This window comes from Streptomyces sp. KR80, assembly GCF_052245555.1.
GTDB lineage: Bacteria > Actinomycetota > Actinomycetes > Streptomycetales > Streptomycetaceae > Streptomyces.
This window is the reverse complement of record NZ_JBQQCD010000007.1, coordinates 247,474-263,475: the sequence shown is the minus strand read 5'-3', so window position 1 is coordinate 263,475 and position 16,002 is coordinate 247,474. Positions and strand designations below refer to the sequence as shown.

Here is a 16,002-nt window from a genome sequence, read left to right as displayed (position 1 = left end):
ACCCGCCCGGGCCGTGCCCTGTCGTCCTAGAACGCGTCGGAGGGGACGTAGGCGCCCCAGACCTCACGCAGCGCGTTGCACACCTCCCCGACGGTGGCCCGGGCCCCCAGGGCGTCCTTCATCGGGTAGAGCACGTTGTCCGTCCCCGCCGCCGCCTTCTTCAACGCCGCGAGTGCCGCCTCGACCGCCGCCCGGTCCCGCCCGGCTCGCAGCGCGGACAACCGCTCCCGCTGTCGCGCCTCGATCGCCGGGTCGACGCGCAGCGGCTCGTACGGCTCTTCCTCCTTCAGCTGGAAGCGGTTGACGCCGACGACGGTCCGGTCCCCGGCGTCCGTCTCCTGCGCGATCCGGTACGCATTGCGCTCGATCTCGCTCTTCTGGAAGCCGCGCTCGATGGCGCCCACCGCACCGCCGAGTTCCGCCACCCGGTCCATGAGCGCGACAGCCGCCGCCTCGACGCCGTCGGTCATGCTCTCCACGGCGTAGGAGCCCGCGAACGGGTCCACGGTGGCGGTGACATCGGTCTCGTACGCCAGTACCTGCTGGGTGCGCAGCGCCAGCCGGGCCGACTTGTCCGTGGGCAGCGCGATGGCCTCGTCGAAGGCGTTGGTGTGCAGCGACTGCGTGCCGCCGAGCACCGCGGCGAGCCCCTGGACGGCGACCCGCACCAGATTCACCTCCGGTTGCTGCGCGGTGAGCTGCACGCCCGCCGTCTGGGTGTGGAAGCGCAGGGTCATCGACTTCGGGTTCCGGGCGCCGAACTCCTCCCGCATCACCCGCGCCCAGATCCGCCTGGCCGCCCGAAACTTGGCGACCTCCTCGAGGAGCGTCGTGCGCGAGACGAAGAAGAAGGACAGTCGGGGCGCGAAGTCGTCGACGTCCATGCCGGCCGCCACCGCCGTACGGACGTACTCGATGCCGTCGGCGAGGGTGAAGGCGATCTCCTGTGCGGGCGAGGCACCCGCCTCGGCCATGTGGTAGCCGGAGATCGAGATCGTGTTCCACTTCGGGATCTCCGCCCCGCAGTACCGGAACACGTCGGCGACCAGCCGCAACGACGGCTTGGGGGGAAAGATGTACGTGCCCCGCGCGATGTACTCCTTGAGCACGTCGTTCTGGATGGTGCCGGTCAACCGGCCCGCCGGAACGCCCTGTTCGGCGGCGACGAGCTGGTACAGGAGCAGCAGTACGGCGGCGGGCGCGTTGATGGTCATCGACGTCGAGACCCGGTCCAGCGGAATGCCGTCGAACAGGACCCGCATGTCGTCGATCGAGTCGATGGCCACACCGACCTTGCCGACCTCGCCGTGGGCGATGGGCGCGTCCGAGTCGTGTCCCATCTGGGTCGGCAGGTCGAAGGCCACCGACAGGCCCATGGTCCCGTGGGCGATGAGGTCGCGGTAACGGGCATTGGACTCGGCGGCCGTGCCGAAGCCCGCGTACTGCCGCATCGTCCACGGCCGGCCGGTGTACATCGTCGGATGCACACCACGGGTGAAGGGGTAGGCGCCGGGCGCGCCCAGTTTCTCGGCCGGGTCCCAGTCGCGCAGCGCCTCCGGACCGTACACCGGCTCGATGGGCAGGCCGCTCTCGGACATGCGGTGACCGCCGGGGCCGCCCGACTCGCGCGTCATGTGCTGTGCCTCCCGTGGGGCGTTTTGAACCGGTCTCTCTCCATGTACCCCAGGTCCGTCCTCGGGCAGCCCAGAGAACAAGAGAACAGATGAAGGAGGGGAGAGATCCGTATCCGACGCACAGGGCACACAGGGGCGGTGCTCGGGAGAGAGCGGAAGGGAGAGAGGGCGCGGGCGGGACCGGGGGAACGTGCCCCGCCCGCGCCATACGCGTGGAGCCGCAGGTACGGGGGGAACCCCGGCTCGCCACGCCGCCGATGACCAGTCGGCTCATTCCTAACTGCGTCGCGGGGCCAGAAAGTGTCACACCTGTTGGTTGAACTGCTGACCGATCCGTTGCCCGTCAGGTGATTGCCCAGGTCACAGGGCATACGGCGGGCTTCCGGCCAGGCCTGCAGTGGGGCCCGGCGGGGTCAGCGGGCCGGGACGTCAGGGGGCCGCGGGTGAGCTTTCGGACGCCGAAGGTGAAGGGCTCGGCTGCGGCGCTTCCTCCGACGGGGGCGCGGTGGGGGACGACTGCATGAGAAAGTCCGACGTGCCGCCTTCGCTGCCGTCGTCGTCGTCCTCGTCCTTGTTGCCTTTGTCGCCTTTTTCGCTGTTGCCCGGGGAGTCCCTGGAATCCCCGGACTCCCCGGAGCCGGAATCCTTGTTCTCGGCAGCGCGGTCGAGAGCCCGGTCGCAGTAGCGGTCGACGGCATGCCTGCCGCCCGCGTCCCGCTCCAGCTTGCGTTCCATCCGCTTGTCGAGCGTGCCGGCCTCGTGCTTGCGGCACAGCGCGATGGTTTCCTTCAGCTTCTCGGCACTCAGCATGCCGTCACGGCCCGGGTCGACCGCCGTGCCGTTCCCGGCACCGTCGCCCGGGTGCTCGTGCCCGGCACCGTCCGAGGGCGCACCGCCGGGCCCGTCGGTCCCGGATGTGCTCGCACTGGGGCTCCGCGAGGGTTCTCCGCTGCCGCCGACGGTCGACGGATCGCCGGACTGCGGCTCCTGCGTCGAGACGGCGGACACGCTCGCACCGGGTGCCGGTTCACCGGATGATCCGCCGAACGGCGTGGGCAGCACGCCAACGCCCGCGGCGACCGCGACCCCACCGAGGGCGCACCCCGCCACCGCCACGGCGAATCCGGCCCGTAGCGGCCGCCCGAGCCCACGGAACCGGGACGGCCACCCTGGCCTGCCTATCCGTACGACCTGCGAGGCGGGATCCACAGGGGCGTCGTCGCGCGTAGATCCGGCCCGCGACGTGTCGTCGCGGGCCTCTCTCGCTTTGCGAAAAGCAGCGGCGGCGGCGGCTTCACCGGGAAGTTCGCCATTGGGCAGGCCATGGTGGAGCGTCCCGCCGGGCACCGGCTCACGGGCCATCCCGGCCAGTACCGCGGAGAGCCGCTCGGCCTGGGCACGCGCGCGCTCGTCGTCTCTGACGGAGGGAATGGCCGGCTCGCCGCGGAGCAACCGCTCCGCAGCTTCCTCGTCCAACCAGGTGTACCGGTCGTCGGCCATCACATGTCCTTCTGCGTCCGGGGGCCGGAATCCGTCACACCGGCTGACGTCACGGTGCCCTGGCGCGGGGCTCTCTGCGGCGGTACGCCCTCAAGTCCCCCCACGTCCTGACCACCTCCGGATCCGGACTCCTCAGCGGCGTCCTGCTCCGCGGCCGCCGCCCCGCCCGAGACCGCCTCCGGCCTGGATTCCTGCTGTGCCGCTCCGGCGTACGGCTCGTCCCCGGCTTCCGCCCCCAAGAGATCGGCCAGCCGTCGCAGCCCGCGGTGTGCGGCCGTCCGTACCGCGCCGGACCGCTTGCCGAGCACCTCCGCCGCGCTCTTCGCGTCCAGCCCGACCACGACCCGCAGCACCACCGCCTCGGCCTGGTCCTGCGGCAGCGTGGCGATGAGCCGCATCGTACGGCCCGTGCCGATCGCCTCCAGGGCCTCCCCCGCGGTGTCGCAGTCGCTCGGCTTGTCCGTCAGCTCGGTCTCGTCGCCGCCGGTCGCGGGGCGACGGCCGCGCATCCGGATGTGGTCCAGCGCCCGATTGCGGGCTATCCGCGCCGCCCATCCCCGGAACCGGTCGGCGTCACCGCTGAACCGCTCGAGGTCGCGGGCTATTTGGAGCCATGCCTCCGAGGCGACATCCTCCGAGTCCGGTTCGCCCACCAGTGTCCGGACATAACCGAGCAGCCGCGGGTGCACGGCCCGATAGACAGTCCGGAAGGCGTACTCGTCGCCGTCCTGTGCCGCGTGCACTGCGGCCGTCAGTTCCGCGTCGTCCCCCAGCACGCCCTCATCCTGCTTCACTCTCCGTGGCCTCCTGACGTGGGGCCAACGCTGTGCGTCTCCTCCGGCCGTGTCAGCGATGCCTCCCAGGTCCGCAGAGGCTCTGTGGACCGGGTGCACCAGGCATCCCGCCGACCGCCCCATCGTACGGGGGGCTGCCGAACGGGGCGCCACTGCGTTCCCCAGGTCGACGCACCACGATACGGTGCATCACCGCAAGATTCGCCACCGGACGCAGCGCCGACGTGATCGGCGAACGCCGCCCGCTGCTCCCGCATCGCGCCGATCTGGCGGACCAATGGGTGGGCGAGCACGCCGACCGCCGCCATAAGCATGCTGCTCATAGGCCCGGCGGCCGGAGCGTTCCGCGGTGCTCCGGCACGACGTGCCCGCCGGCCGGTCGATGCGGCATCCCGACAGTCGAGGGTCTCCCGACGGTGGACGGCGGCACGGGCGGACCGGGCGTCGGCCCCACGCCCGGCCGGTACCCGCCGCCGGCGGCGCAGCGACCTTCCGGCTCCACTCCCGGGGCCCGGCCGTCGACCCACGGATACATCTGAGGAGCACCCCCGGTACACAGTCCTCCCCGGCGCGTCCCGACCAACACGACATGCGCCCGACACGGCGCGACCTGCACGCTACGGCCTGCGGCGGGTCCGCGTCCATGTTCCTGCGGCCGGGCTCGGTCATCAGGAGGTGACGCAACGGTGGTTCGACGGCGGTGTGACAGAAATCCGGCGTGGGACGCTGAGGTGAGTACGGGCCCCTTGCGGGGCCCTCACCGACGACGGCCGGGGTCTCTCCTGTGGGGGGTGGCGACCCCGGCCGTCCTTTGTTGCCCTCACCTGCGCGCCTGGGCCTGACCAGGCGAAGGGATGGGATCGGGCCGGGGCGGCTGCCCCGTGGTTCGCCGACCGACCCGGGTCAGCCGCTTCTGCCGGACCGACTCCGCTGTTCGGCCCCGGAGCCGGAGGGCCGCGTCGAGGCCGGGGGCTCGTCCTGCGTTCTCCCGCCCGAGCTGCCTTCGCTCCTCTCCCACCGCTTCCCCTGCCTCTTCATCAGGCGGTCGCAGTAGCCGTCCACGGCCCGCTCGCCTCCGGCCGTGTCCGCGAGCCTGCCGAAGGCTTCGGAGTCCAGCGCGGCACCGCTACCGGCCGCCGCCTGGTACGCCCGGCACAAGCTCACCGTCGTCCACTGCTTGGGGGTTCCCCGGCCGGGAGGGGCGACGCGAGGCCCCGCGTCGCCCCTCCCGGCCGGGGGCGTCGGATCCGTGCGCCCAGGCCTCGTACGGTCCAAGGTCCCCGGACCTCCGGACGGCTCGGCGGACGCGCTGTGGACCGGCGCCGGTCGGGAGCCGCTGTCGCCGGTCCCGAAAGGATTCGGGACCGCACCGGTTCCCGCCGCCACCGCCACCCCGCCCAGCGCCGCGGCGGCCACCACCGCACCGATCACGGCCTTCTTGGAACGGGAAACGCCCCCCGCACGGCATGCGAAGACGGCACCCAAGCCCCGCCGGGGGCGCCAGTCGTCCTGCGATCTCCTGGGCCCGGTCGGCGTACCGCGGGCCGCCCGGAACGCGACGACCGCGGCCTCCTGCCGCCCGCGGGCGCGTTCCGACTCGTGCCGCACCGGCTCTGCGGCGGCCGCGAGCAGCCGTTCGACTGCTGCGAGGGCGGCCTTCTCCGCGGCCCGCCCGGCTCGCCGACGCTGTCCGTCCCTGTCACGGTCTCGGTTCTCGCTCATCTCATATCCCCAAGCGTTCGTGACGCCGCAGACGTCACGGATGCCGCTTCTCCCGCCGCGCGGCGGTCGGCGACGTGCCGGGCGAGTCGCTTCAGCCCGCGATAGGCGGACGTACGGACCGCTCCGACGCGCTTTCCCAGAACGCGGGCCGCCGCGGGACCGTCGAGGCCGACCACCACCCGTAGCAGGACCGCCTCGGCCTGATCCCGCGGCAGCGTAGCCACCAGCGCAAGGGTTCGCTCGGTCGACAGGGACTCGAAGGCCTCGCGCTCGGTGTCCTGTCCGCCCGGCAGTTCGAGCACGTCCTGCTCCAGGACGGTGGCGCGGGGTCGGTTGCGCTGCCGTCGCAGATGGTCGAGGGCCCGGTGCCGAGCGATGGTCGCCGTCCAGCCGCGGAACCCGTCGCCGTCGCCGCGGAATCTCCTCAGATCACGGGCGATCTCCAACCATGCCTCGGAGACGACGTCCTCCGCATCGTCCCCGACCAGTACGCGTACATAAGCCAGCAGCCTCGGATGAAGGTGCCGGTAGAGGGCGGCGAAGGCCTGCTCGTCCCCGTCCTGGGCACGCTCGACGGCTGTGCCGAGCCCCCCGTCGTCCTGATGGTGCCAACGCCGGCGCGTGCCCCCGCCCTCGCTCACTCTGCCCTCTCCATCCCGACGCGGCACTGTTCACCGTGCCCATGTCCCTCGTGGAGCCGGCTCCTTGGCAAGGACACCGGCTCCCCTCCGCACAGCGTGAGAACTCATGCAAATGTCACGGCAGTTCGAAGATTTCCACCTCATTCCTGCCAAAACGACCACGAAGCCGTACGAGCGTGCGGCGCCGACCGCCCAGGCCGGCGTCTCGTCCGATCACAGGCGCGGCGCGGTACTGGCAGTACGGTTGGGCGGCCGCCACGACGGGGAAGAGAGGGATTCCGGCATGCAGGTCTTTCTGGAGACCGATCGACTGCTGCTGCGCCGCTTCACCGAAGCTGATGTGGATCTTCTTGTCGACCTCGACAGCGACCCGGCCGTCATGCGGTTCCTCAACGGAGGCAAGCCGACCCCGCGCGAGGTGGTCCGGAAAGAAATCTTGCCCCTGTACTTCAACTGTTACGAGCGATATGAGGGCTTCGGCCACTGGGCAGCCGTGGAGAAGTCCACGGGGGATTTCCTGGGCTGGTTCGAGTTCCGGCCGCCGGAGGACGGGAGTTCCGACGACGTCGAGCTCGGCTACCGGCTGCGCGCGGCGGCCTGGGGCAAGGGCTACGCGACCGAAGGCTCCCGCGCGCTGATCCGCAACGGCTTCACCGAACTCGGCGTTCAGCGCGTCTACGCGACGACGATGACGGTCAACCGCGCTTCTCGCCGCGTTCTGGAGAAGGCCGGCCTGACCTACGTACGGACGTTCCACGAGTCGTGGCCGGAGTACATCGACGGCGCAGAGCACGGCGACGTGGAGTACGAACTGCGCAAGGCCGACTGGCGGCCGTAAGCCCCCGCGGTCCGTGCGCTGTTCAAGGGGTGTCCGTTCCGGGGTGCTACAGTGACGAGCAGCACTTGTGTACGCACTTCGTTCGCGTCGGTGCTTGTTTCACTTCGTATTGCTGCTGGGCCCGGTCTTTCCGTGACCGGCGATCAAGCCCCGTAGCACCTCTTCTTCTCTCCGGACGCAGGCTTCCGATTCCGCGGCACCGGGCGTGATTTTCTCCGCCCTTGCCTGCCGGGTCTCTTTCGAGCCACGTCCGTGAAAGGACTCGCATGACCAGCACTCTCGAACACCCCCTTGTCCAACAGAACCTCAAGGCCCCGGCTGCCGGCGTCCTCGACATCGTGAAGGGCCACGGCTTTCTGCGCACCAGCCGCCGCTACCTGCCGACGCCGGACGACGTCCAGGTGTCCTCGGCCCTCATCCGTCAACACGGCCTGCGCAAAGGCGATCTCGTCGAAGGCATGACCGGCCGTCCGCGCTCGCTCGGCCGGGTGGAGCGCGTCAACGGCGGCCCGACGACGGCGCTGCACGGCCGGCCGCACTTCGGCGATCTCACCCCGCTCCACCCTCGGCAGCGGCTGCGGCTGGAGACCTCGGCCGGGGGCCTGACCACCCGGATCGTCGATCTGGTCGCACCCGTCGGCAAGGGGCAGCGCGGACTGATCGTGGCGCCGCCCAAGACCGGTAAGAGCATGCTCCTGCAGCACCTCGCAGCCGCCATCGCCGCCAACCACCCCGAGTGCCACCTGATGGTGGTATTGCTCGACGAGCGGCCCGAGGAGGTCACCGACATGACCCGGTCGGTCCGCGGCGAGGTGCTGGCCTCGACCTTCGATCGCCCGGCTGCACAGCACATCGCGCTCGCCGAACTCGCGGTCGAACGCGCCAAGCGGCTCGTCGAACTCGGCCGGGATGTGGTCATACTCCTGGACTCCATCACCCGCCTGTGCCGGGCCCACAACAACTCCGCGGCCACCGGCGGCCGTACGCTCTCCGGCGGTGTGGACGCCGCGGCGCTGCAAGGACCCAAGCGACTGTTCGGCGCGGCACGCCTCGCCGAGGAAGGCGGCTCGCTGACCATCCTCGCGACGGTGTTGGTGGATACCGGCTCCCGGGCCGACGACTACTTCTTCGAGGAACTGAAGAGCACCGGCAACATGGAGCTCCGGCTTGACCGTTCACTTGCGGATCAACGGATCTACCCTGCGGTGAACGTCACACCCTCCGGTACCCGGCGTGAAGAATTCCTCGTTCCGCCGGCGGAATTGACGGCCGTACGCGGACTGCGCCGCGCCCTGCACACCAGGGATGCGCGGGCGGCGCTGGAGGTGCTGCTGGAGAAGATCAAGCAGACGCCGAGCAACGCCGCCTTCCTTCAGCAGCTGCACCGCACCGTCCCCGGGGCCTGAGCGCCGGTGCCCGGCCAGGGGATTCCCTACTCCACCTGGCCGCTCTCCTCAACCCACCGCCGAGCCTCGGTCAGGCGGGAACTGTGGCCGTGTGACCCGTATCCGCCGCCCGGCACCCACGGTCCGGGCCGCACGTCGGCGGGAACCCACCAGCAGCTCAGCAACGCCGACCGCGTCCTCGCGCGGTGTGATGTTTCCGGCGGCCCCTGCGCTTGGTACGTCGGGCCCTCCGTGTGACAGGTGGGCCGTTCGATACTTCCTTCCAAGGTGGGGAACTTGAGTCCGCGATCAACCCATGCGTACCGGCCGCTGAGCCTGAAACGCAGAACCTGGCTGACCCTCGGAGCCGTCGTCCTCGGCGGTGCGGGAGTGGTGACGGTCGCCGTCGCCAACCCATACGACGACGACAGGCCGTCGGCAGCCGCCTCCCCGGTCAAAATGCACACCGTGCCACTGAAGGCGAAGGGCGCCGGCAAGCGCGGCGTCGATCGCCGCGGCACCGAGCCGTTCAGTCTGCTCGGCATCTCCTGGCCGACCAGCACGGCGACGATCGAGGGTACGGCCGAGGTCCGCACCCACAGCGTCGAGACCGGCGAGTGGACCGGCTGGCAGGAGCTCGACCTCGATGGACGCGCTCCCGAGTCCGAGGAGGGCAGGGAGAGCGAGGCGCGCGGCGCGACCGAGCCCCGCTGGGTCGGGCCGTCGGACGGCGTCGAGGCCCGCGTGGTGGCCGCCGACGGCTCGGTGAGCGACGGGCTGCCGAGTGGACTGCGACTGGATCTGGTCGATCCGGGTGTGCTGCCCTCCGAGGCCAAGAAGGCCGACCGAGCGGCGCAGGAGGACCCCGACGGCAGCGACGCCCACCCCGCGGCGTACGCGCTCCCGGCCGAGGACACCCCGCTGCCGAGCCTCCCGGTCACGGGCGAGCCGACGGTCAGCGAATCCCCTGTCCCGACGTCCTCCGAGTCCGTCCTGCCGACGGGTTCGCCCACCCCATCGGCTAGTGAGTCCGCGGGCGGGAGCCCGTCGCCGAGCGACTCCACCTCGCCCTCGCCGACGCCGACCGTGCCGACGGCTCCGCCGTCCACCGTCACCAAACCCTCGATCGTCTCCCGCGCCAAGTGGGGCGCCGACGAGTCCAAGGTCGACGACCCGCCGACGTACCTCGACAAGATCGACGCGGCCTTCGTCCACCACACGACGGACGCGAACGGCTACACCTGTGCCGAGACTCCGGCGATCCTCCGGGCGATCTTCACGTACCACGTGCAGTCCAACGGCTGGAACGACATCGGGTACAACTTCCTCGTCGACAAGTGCGGCACGGTCTACGAGGGCCGAGCGGGCGGTGTCGACCTCCCCGTGATGGGCGCGCACACCTACGGCTTCAACGGGTACTCCACCGGCATCTCCGTCATCGGCAACTACGCCACCGACGGCAAGGCCACCGCCCCCGTGCTGAACGCCATATCCCGCATCGCCGCTTACAAGCTCGGCCAGTACGGCGTCGACCCGACCGGCAAGGTGACGCTCACCGCCGCGGGCGACACAGGGAAGTACAAGAAGGGCGAACAGGCCACGCTCTCCACGATCTCCGGCCACCGCGACGGCTACGCCACCGAGTGCCCCGGCGCGAATCTGTATTCCAAGCTCCCGGAGATCCGCCGGTTCGCCGCCAGCCCGGCCGCGAACGCCGCGCCAGCCAGCACCGACCTGCACCAGGACGGCGTCGCCGACCTCGTCGCCGGTACGCCGGGCGTCTCCGGCGGCGTGGGCTCGCTGACGGTCGTCCCGGGCGGACCCGACGGCCCGGTGGCTTCCGCCAAGCAGACGCTGACCCAGTCGAGCCCCGGCGTCCCCGGCTCCTCGGAGTCCGGTGACAACTTCGGCGCGGACAACGCCCTCGGGGACGTCAACGGCGACGGTCACGCCGACCTCGCCATCGGCGCCCCAGGTGAGGACGACACGACCGGGCACACCGACGCCGGCGCGGTCACCGTCCTCTACGGGCCCGCACTGTCCAGCGGCACGACGTACAGCACGGCGACCGCGACCCGCGCGGCGGGCGAGAAGCTCGGCACGTCCGTCACCGTCGCCGACTTCAACAGCGACGGCAAGGCGGACGTCCTGTCCGTCGCCCCGGGCACGCCGGGCCGCTGGTGGTCGTACGACGGCACGACCGGAGCCGCCAAGTCCGGCTATCTGAACAGCACCGCCTACACCGCGGCCGTCTCCCAAGTCGACTCCGCGACCGGTGACTTCAACCGCGACGGCTACGCCGATGCCGCGATCACCTTCCGCGACCCGGGCAAGGTCTCGCGCGTGCTGGTGCTCAAGGGCTCCGCGACCGGTCTGCAGCGCACCGGCATCCTCGGCGTCAGGGGCGGCCGTTCCCTCGCGGTCGGCGACCTGAACGGTGACGGCTACACGGACGCCGCGGTCGGCCAGCCGTACGCCACGGAGTCCGCCGCGTACAAGGGCGGCCAGATCACCGCGCTCTACGGCTCCTCCACCGGGCTGACCACCACCGGCCGCACCACCGTCCATCAGGACACCACCGGTGTCCCGGGCGCGGCGGAGACCGGTGACGACCTGGGCTACTCCGTCTCCGTCGGCGACTACAACCTGGACGGGTACGCCGATGTCCTGGCGGGTCTGCCCGGCGAGGACATCACGCGCGACGGGACCGCCCGTACCAACGCCGGTCAGGCCCTGCTGCTGCGCGGCGGCTCCACCGGCCTGACGGGCAGCAGCGCCCTCGCCTACAGCCAGGACACCTCCGGCATCGCGGGCGCCACCGAGTCCGGTGACCGCCTCGGCTCGTCGGTCGTGCTGCACGACCTGTCCGGCTGGGGCCGGGCGGACCTGGCGATCGGCGTCGAGGGCGAGGACGCGGGCGACGGCGTGATCCTGCAGCTGGACAGCGGCAGCTCCGGGGTCTCGACCAGCACCGGCGTCTACTACAGCCGCTCCAACCTGGGCACCCCTGCGGGCGCCCGACTCGGCCAGACCCAGACGCCGTAGCAGCACCACCCTGCACGACCTCTCGCCGTGCCGCTTCCCTCACGGGGGCGGCATGGCGAGAGCCTTTTCGGGGGCGGTGCTTCACCGACCGGTGGCTCCGTCGAAGTGCCGGACCTACTCGGCGACCGACGCTGAGGCGTCGTCGGACACGCCGCGAGCGCTGACCGTCAGATCGCCGGTGACAGTCACGTACGGGCGCAGCCGGATGCCGGCGCGGGTGACGGCCGGGTAGGTGTCGATCGTCTTGCGGTCGGCGATATCACCGACGATCCGCCCGATGCGGATGAGCCCGGCGCCCTTCCTCTTGCCGCCCTTCCCGTCCCCGCCCCCGTTAACGCACGCCCAAGGCACCTAGATCCCTGAAAGGGAGGATTGGTTGCCCTACCGCCGGAAATGAGTCATCACTCTGCCGGAATCGGACTGATGCCTCGCGGACGCTGCGGGGGTGGAACTCAGGCCCCGCAGACGAGTCCTCGCCCGTCCGCTCCACGGGAGCGGCGGCGGCCGGGCACCTCCAGGTGGGGTGCCCGGCCGCCTCCTGCTCCTGTCAGTGGCGGATGTCGAGGACGAAGCGCTCCGGGCGGTGGAGGGTGAAGGTCTTGTAGCAGGGCCTCTCCTTGAACGCGACGCCGAAGGTGACCACACCCTCGAAGTCGCCGGTGAGAGCGAGACCCTTGACCTCGGGCATGTTCAGCTTGACCAGGCGAGGCCCCTTGTAGACGGACTGCCCGGCCTCGTTGTGAGCGGCGGCCGGAGAGAGCTTGATCTCCAGGAAGTACTTACCGCGCAGCGGCACCTTGGCACCGGAGCCGTCGTAGCGGAGCTCCTTCACACGCCGGACAGTCGTCGGCGGCAGCTTGCCCTTCACGTCGATGACGATGCGGTCGAAGGTGGGATGGACACCCGTCCTGGCGTTGACCACCAGGGCTATGGGCGGTGGCGAAGCCGTCGCGTGCGACGGCACGGATGCCGTGGCAGGGGCCGATGCGACGGTCCCGGCGATGAGAAACGCGCCCGCGGCCGCTCCGGCCGCGATGCGCTGGCGACTGTTCATGTCGCCCCCGATTCTGCTGGTGATGGATGCCGGAATACCGGAATATCCCTATAGACAGCCAAACAAGCCCCTTGGTTGCATATAGAGCCGTACTTGTTCCCCGGCCCGCTGAGAAGGGGTTCCCGCAGGCATCCCCGGGGGGCTCCGAGGGTACGACCGACGGCCATCGGTCGGCGTCCCACGATCCGGAGTCGCACCTTCGCGCCGCCGGAGCCGTACGTGCCCTCGAGCCCGCGGTGTCGCCCCTCACGGGAACGACCGGAGGTGGGTCACCGTTGATCCACGGGGGTGGGAGTGGACGTGCGTACCACCCGGCCCTATGAGCGGGGACGCTCTGGATCATCGGGGGGAAGCAATGAGTACGTCAGAAGTCCTGTCGGCCATGGGAGTTGATTTCTCCTACGGCTCCACGCTCGCCGTGCGCGACGCGCACCTCAGCCTCGCCCGTGGCGAAGTCGCCGCGATCACTGGGGCCAGTGGTTCCGGCAAGTCCTCTCTTCTCTACTGCCTGGCCGGGGTACTGCCCGCCAGCCGAGGTGAGATCCGGTTCGAGGGGCGGGGGTTCGCAGACCTCGACGACGAGGAGATCAGCACGCTGCGCCGCGAGCGCTTCGGATTCGTCTTCCAGTACGGCGAGTTGCTCCCCGAGCTGACCATTGAGGAGAACACCGCGCTGCCGCTGCGCCTCGCCGGCAGGCGCAAGGGCCCCGCGCTCAAGGCCGCCGCCGAGGTCCTCGACCGCCTCGGCATCGCCGACCTGCGTGAGCGCCGGCCCTCACAGGTGTCCGGCGGGCAGAGCCAGCGCGTCGCCGTCGCACGAGCTCTGGTCCACCGGCCCGCCGTCGTCTTCGCCGACGAGCCCACCGGCTCGCTCGACAGCGCCAACGCCAGCGCCGTACTGAAAGAGTTCCTGTCCCTGGCGCGCTCGCAGGGCACCGCGGTGCTCTTGGTCACCCACGACTCCACGGTGGCCGCCCAGGCCGACCGCAACTACACGATGGCCGACGGGGTCCTCGCCCCCAAGGGGGCAGCCGCGTGAGGGAGTTCCTGCTCGGCCTACGGCTGCTGCTCGGATCCGGGCGCGGCACCCGAGTTCGTTTTCTGCTCATGACCGTGGGCGGCTCCCTCGGGGTGTGCTGTCTCGCCCTCGTCCTGACCATCCCGGCGATCCTCGACGCGCGCGACGGCCGGGCCGGGGATCGTACGCCGGTCAACTTCGCAGGCAAGCCCCAGCAGAACCGCACGCTGGTCCTTGAGCGGTCCGACCCACACGGCTCGAGGCCCTTCCACCGCGTCTTCCTCGCCCGCGGCACTGACGACACCCCTGAGCCGCCGCCCGGACTGAGCGAACTCCCGGCTCCGGGCGAGGTGTTCGTCTCCCCGGCCCTGCATGACCAACTTGAGCGCGAGCGTGCTCTGAAGGGGCTGCTGCCCGGCCGCGAGAAGGGGCTCATCTCCCCGGCGGGCCTCACGGACCCCAATGAGCTGTACGCCTACGTCGGCACCGAGCGCTCGGAGCTCACTGGCTTCAGTGCCACGCGCGACCTCAAGGGCTTCGGTACCGGCTACCCGCCCATCCCTGCCGTCGAGCCCTCCACCCTCGACATCCTGCGTTTCACCCTCGCCACGCTGGTGCTCCTGCCGCTCGGCGTCTTCCTCTCCGTCTGCGCCAAACTCTCCGCCGCCAGCCGCAACCGCCGTCTCGCGTCCCTGCGGCTGCTCGGCCTCAGCACCAAGGGCACACAGCGGGTCAACGCGGCCGAGACGGTCGTCGCCGCGCTGCTCGGCGCGCTCCTCGGTCTCGGCGAGTTCTGGCTGCTCAACCAGGTCATGGCCAGGACCGGCCTGCCCGGCCTGAAGTGGTACCCGAGCGACGGCGCGCTTTCCGCCTCCACTCTCGCCCTCTGTCTGCTCGGCTGTCCGGCCCTCGCCTGGTTCGTCGGCCGCGCCAGCGCACGCGCGGCCGCTGCCAACCCGCTGAGCACGCGTCGTACGGCAGCGCCCCGCGCACCCCGGATCTGGGGTGGGCTCCTGCTCGTCACCGGCCTGGGCCTCGTCATCGGCTACTGCCTGACCGGACTCACCGACCACCCGGCTCAGAGCATCGGTATCCACACCCTGCTGGTCCCGCTCGGCGTCCTGCTCACCGGACTCGGCCTCGTCCTGACGATGCCGCTGCTGTCGTACGTCGTCGCCAGGCGCCTTGCCCGCTCCCGCTCCCTCACCCTCAATCTGGCCATGCGCCGAAACGAGGTGGAGCCAGGCAGCGCCATGCGCGTCGTCACCGGTCTTGTGCTCCTGGTGTTCTCCGCGTCCCTCGCGCAGGGCGTCCTGGTCGAAGAGGCCCAGATCCTGCGGTCGAGCTCGCCTTCGCAGGAGTACGGGCTCTCACTCTCCGACCTCAGCAAGGACCAGCAGCGCAGGCTCCGCGAGATCCCGGAACTGCGCGCGCACGTGATCGTGATGGAGCCACCCTTCGACCCCAACGACGAGGGCCGGGAGATTCCCGCGAGCGCCCTGGTCGCGACCTGCGACCAGCTCGCGAAGATGGTGCGCCACATGGAGGGCTGTGTGGATGGCAAGGTTCTCCACCTCACCGACCCCGCGAAAACGGAAGATTCCATCTCCCCCTCCACCATCCGACTGAAGCAGGGCGACCGACGCACCTCCGTCAAGATCAACGTGCCGCGCCAGCAGGTCACCTACTCCGGTTACGACGTCACGTCCATCGACGCCCCCGTGCTCTACCCACCGTCCAAGCTCCCGCCCGGCGCCGTCACCATGGCCGGCACACTGGTCCTCGCCAGTGCCTCCGACCCCGAGACCGTACGGACCGTCCTCGACCGCATCGGCACCATCGTGCCCACCGCCGAGGTCGAGCCGGTCGGCATCAATATCGACGCACTCCAGCAGATCACCGTGATCGAGACACTGCTGGCCCTCGGCATGATCATGGGTCTGGTGATCGGGGTCGCGGCCTTCCTCGTCTCCGTCACCGACCGGGCCGTGGAACGCCGGCCGCAGGTCACCGCTCTCACCCTCATCGGCGCCCGGCCGCGCACCCTGCGGCTCGTCCAGTGCTCCCAGGTCGTCCTGCCGCTCGCCCTCGGCCTCATCCTCGCTCTGATCACCGGAAAGCTCGCCGAGTCCTCGTACCTCGTGACGGGAGGCGGCGAGGTCTTCTGGGACAGCGCAGGCATCCCCCTGCTCGCACTGGCCGCGCTCGGCGTCCTCGTGGTGGCGATACTCGGCACCCTGCCCCTGGTCGGCCGCCGCATCAACCCGGAGCTGATCCGCCGCGATTAGGGGGCCGACGAATCGGCGCACGCAACCGCGGCGGACGCGCAACAGCCCCGGCAGCCGTACGCGTGCCGGGGCTGTTCGAGGTT

Annotated in this window: 12 protein-coding genes; 5 read left to right on the top strand and 7 right to left on the bottom strand. The window is 70.7% G+C overall.

The features are described from left to right. Nucleotides 1–26 precede the first annotated feature (26 nt). From ACTWQI_RS13700 to ACTWQI_RS13680, 5 genes are all read right to left on the bottom strand, one after another. The gene (locus ACTWQI_RS13700) at nucleotides 27–1,634 is read right to left on the bottom strand and encodes an acyl-CoA mutase large subunit family protein (RefSeq protein ID WP_443270260.1); all 1,608 of its coding nucleotides are present in this window, start codon (nucleotides 1,632–1,634) and stop codon (nucleotides 27–29) included. Between the two features lie 429 nt (nucleotides 1,635–2,063). Then, nucleotides 2,064–3,134 (bottom strand): hypothetical protein, encoded by a 1,071-nt coding sequence (locus ACTWQI_RS13695; RefSeq protein ID WP_443270257.1) that lies wholly within the window; start codon nucleotides 3,132–3,134, stop codon nucleotides 2,064–2,066. Beyond that, nucleotides 3,134–3,910, bottom strand: a complete 777-nt coding sequence (locus ACTWQI_RS13690; protein ID WP_443270340.1) for an RNA polymerase sigma factor — start codon at nucleotides 3,908–3,910, stop codon at nucleotides 3,134–3,136. The genes ACTWQI_RS13695 and ACTWQI_RS13690 overlap by 1 nt, the downstream gene beginning before the upstream one ends. 921 nt (nucleotides 3,911–4,831) lie before the next feature. Further along, nucleotides 4,832–5,650 carry a hypothetical protein gene (locus tag ACTWQI_RS13685; RefSeq protein ID WP_443270255.1) on the bottom strand — a complete coding sequence of 273 codons (819 nt, stop codon included), beginning with the start codon at nucleotides 5,648–5,650 and terminating at the stop codon, nucleotides 4,832–4,834. Beyond that, nucleotides 5,647–6,291 (bottom strand): RNA polymerase sigma factor, encoded by a 645-nt coding sequence (locus ACTWQI_RS13680; RefSeq protein WP_443270252.1) that lies wholly within the window; start codon nucleotides 6,289–6,291, stop codon nucleotides 5,647–5,649. Before ACTWQI_RS13680 ends, ACTWQI_RS13685 begins: the two co-directional genes overlap by 4 nt. Before the next feature lie 283 nt (nucleotides 6,292–6,574). On the opposite strand from ACTWQI_RS13680, the gene ACTWQI_RS13675 reads away from it, so the two are divergent. The 3 genes from ACTWQI_RS13675 to ACTWQI_RS13665 all read left to right on the top strand — a co-directional run bounded on the left by ACTWQI_RS13675 (nucleotide 6,575) and on the right by ACTWQI_RS13665 (nucleotide 11,559). Beyond that, a complete protein-coding gene (locus ACTWQI_RS13675) occupies nucleotides 6,575–7,129 on the top strand; it encodes a GNAT family N-acetyltransferase (RefSeq protein WP_443270251.1) in 555 nt (184 codons plus the stop codon). 266 nt (nucleotides 7,130–7,395) lie between these two features. After that, nucleotides 7,396–8,535, top strand: coding sequence for a transcription termination factor Rho (rho, locus tag ACTWQI_RS13670; RefSeq protein WP_443270249.1), 1,140 nt, complete (start codon nucleotides 7,396–7,398; stop codon nucleotides 8,533–8,535). A 267-nt stretch (nucleotides 8,536–8,802) separates the two neighbouring features. After that, nucleotides 8,803–11,559 (top strand): FG-GAP-like repeat-containing protein, encoded by a 2,757-nt coding sequence (locus ACTWQI_RS13665; protein ID WP_443270247.1) that lies wholly within the window; start codon nucleotides 8,803–8,805, stop codon nucleotides 11,557–11,559. A gap of 114 nt (nucleotides 11,560–11,673) precedes the next feature. Here ACTWQI_RS13665 and ACTWQI_RS13660 read toward each other — a convergent pair whose 3' ends face one another. Together ACTWQI_RS13660 and ACTWQI_RS13655 are read right to left on the bottom strand one after the other, a co-directional pair. Further along, complete coding sequence (locus tag ACTWQI_RS13660; protein ID WP_443270245.1) at nucleotides 11,674–11,910, bottom strand: hypothetical protein; 237 nt, start codon at nucleotides 11,908–11,910, stop codon at nucleotides 11,674–11,676. 196 nt (nucleotides 11,911–12,106) lie between these two features. Then, a complete protein-coding gene (locus ACTWQI_RS13655; protein ID WP_443270244.1) occupies nucleotides 12,107–12,613 on the bottom strand; it encodes an AMIN-like domain-containing (lipo)protein in 507 nt (168 codons plus the stop codon). Between the two features lie 355 nt (nucleotides 12,614–12,968). On the opposite strand from ACTWQI_RS13655, the gene ACTWQI_RS13650 reads away from it, so the two are divergent. Together ACTWQI_RS13650 and ACTWQI_RS13645 are read left to right on the top strand one after the other, a co-directional pair. After that, nucleotides 12,969–13,652 (top strand): ABC transporter ATP-binding protein, encoded by a 684-nt coding sequence (locus ACTWQI_RS13650; protein ID WP_443270243.1) that lies wholly within the window; start codon nucleotides 12,969–12,971, stop codon nucleotides 13,650–13,652. After that, the gene (locus ACTWQI_RS13645; protein WP_443270241.1) at nucleotides 13,649–15,919 is read left to right on the top strand and encodes an ABC transporter permease; all 2,271 of its coding nucleotides are present in this window, start codon (nucleotides 13,649–13,651) and stop codon (nucleotides 15,917–15,919) included. Before ACTWQI_RS13650 ends, ACTWQI_RS13645 begins: the two co-directional genes overlap by 4 nt. The last annotated feature ends 83 nt before the right edge of the window (nucleotides 15,920–16,002 follow it).

Coding starts and splice junctions, on each gene's coding strand:
- ACTWQI_RS13700 (WP_443270260.1), bottom strand. CDS start 1,634: ATGACGCGCGAGTCGGGCGGCCCCGGCGGTCACCGCATGTCCGAGAGC.
- ACTWQI_RS13695 (WP_443270257.1), bottom strand. CDS start 3,134: ATGGCCGACGACCGGTACACCTGGTTGGACGAGGAAGCTGCGGAGCGG.
- ACTWQI_RS13685 (WP_443270255.1), bottom strand. CDS start 5,650: ATGAGCGAGAACCGAGACCGTGACAGGGACGGACAGCGTCGGCGAGCC.
- ACTWQI_RS13675 (WP_443270251.1), top strand. CDS start 6,575: ATGCAGGTCTTTCTGGAGACCGATCGACTGCTGCTGCGCCGCTTCACC.
- rho (WP_443270249.1), top strand. CDS start 7,396: ATGACCAGCACTCTCGAACACCCCCTTGTCCAACAGAACCTCAAGGCC.
- ACTWQI_RS13655 (WP_443270244.1), bottom strand. CDS start 12,613: ATGAACAGTCGCCAGCGCATCGCGGCCGGAGCGGCCGCGGGCGCGTTT.
- ACTWQI_RS13650 (WP_443270243.1), top strand. CDS start 12,969: ATGAGTACGTCAGAAGTCCTGTCGGCCATGGGAGTTGATTTCTCCTAC.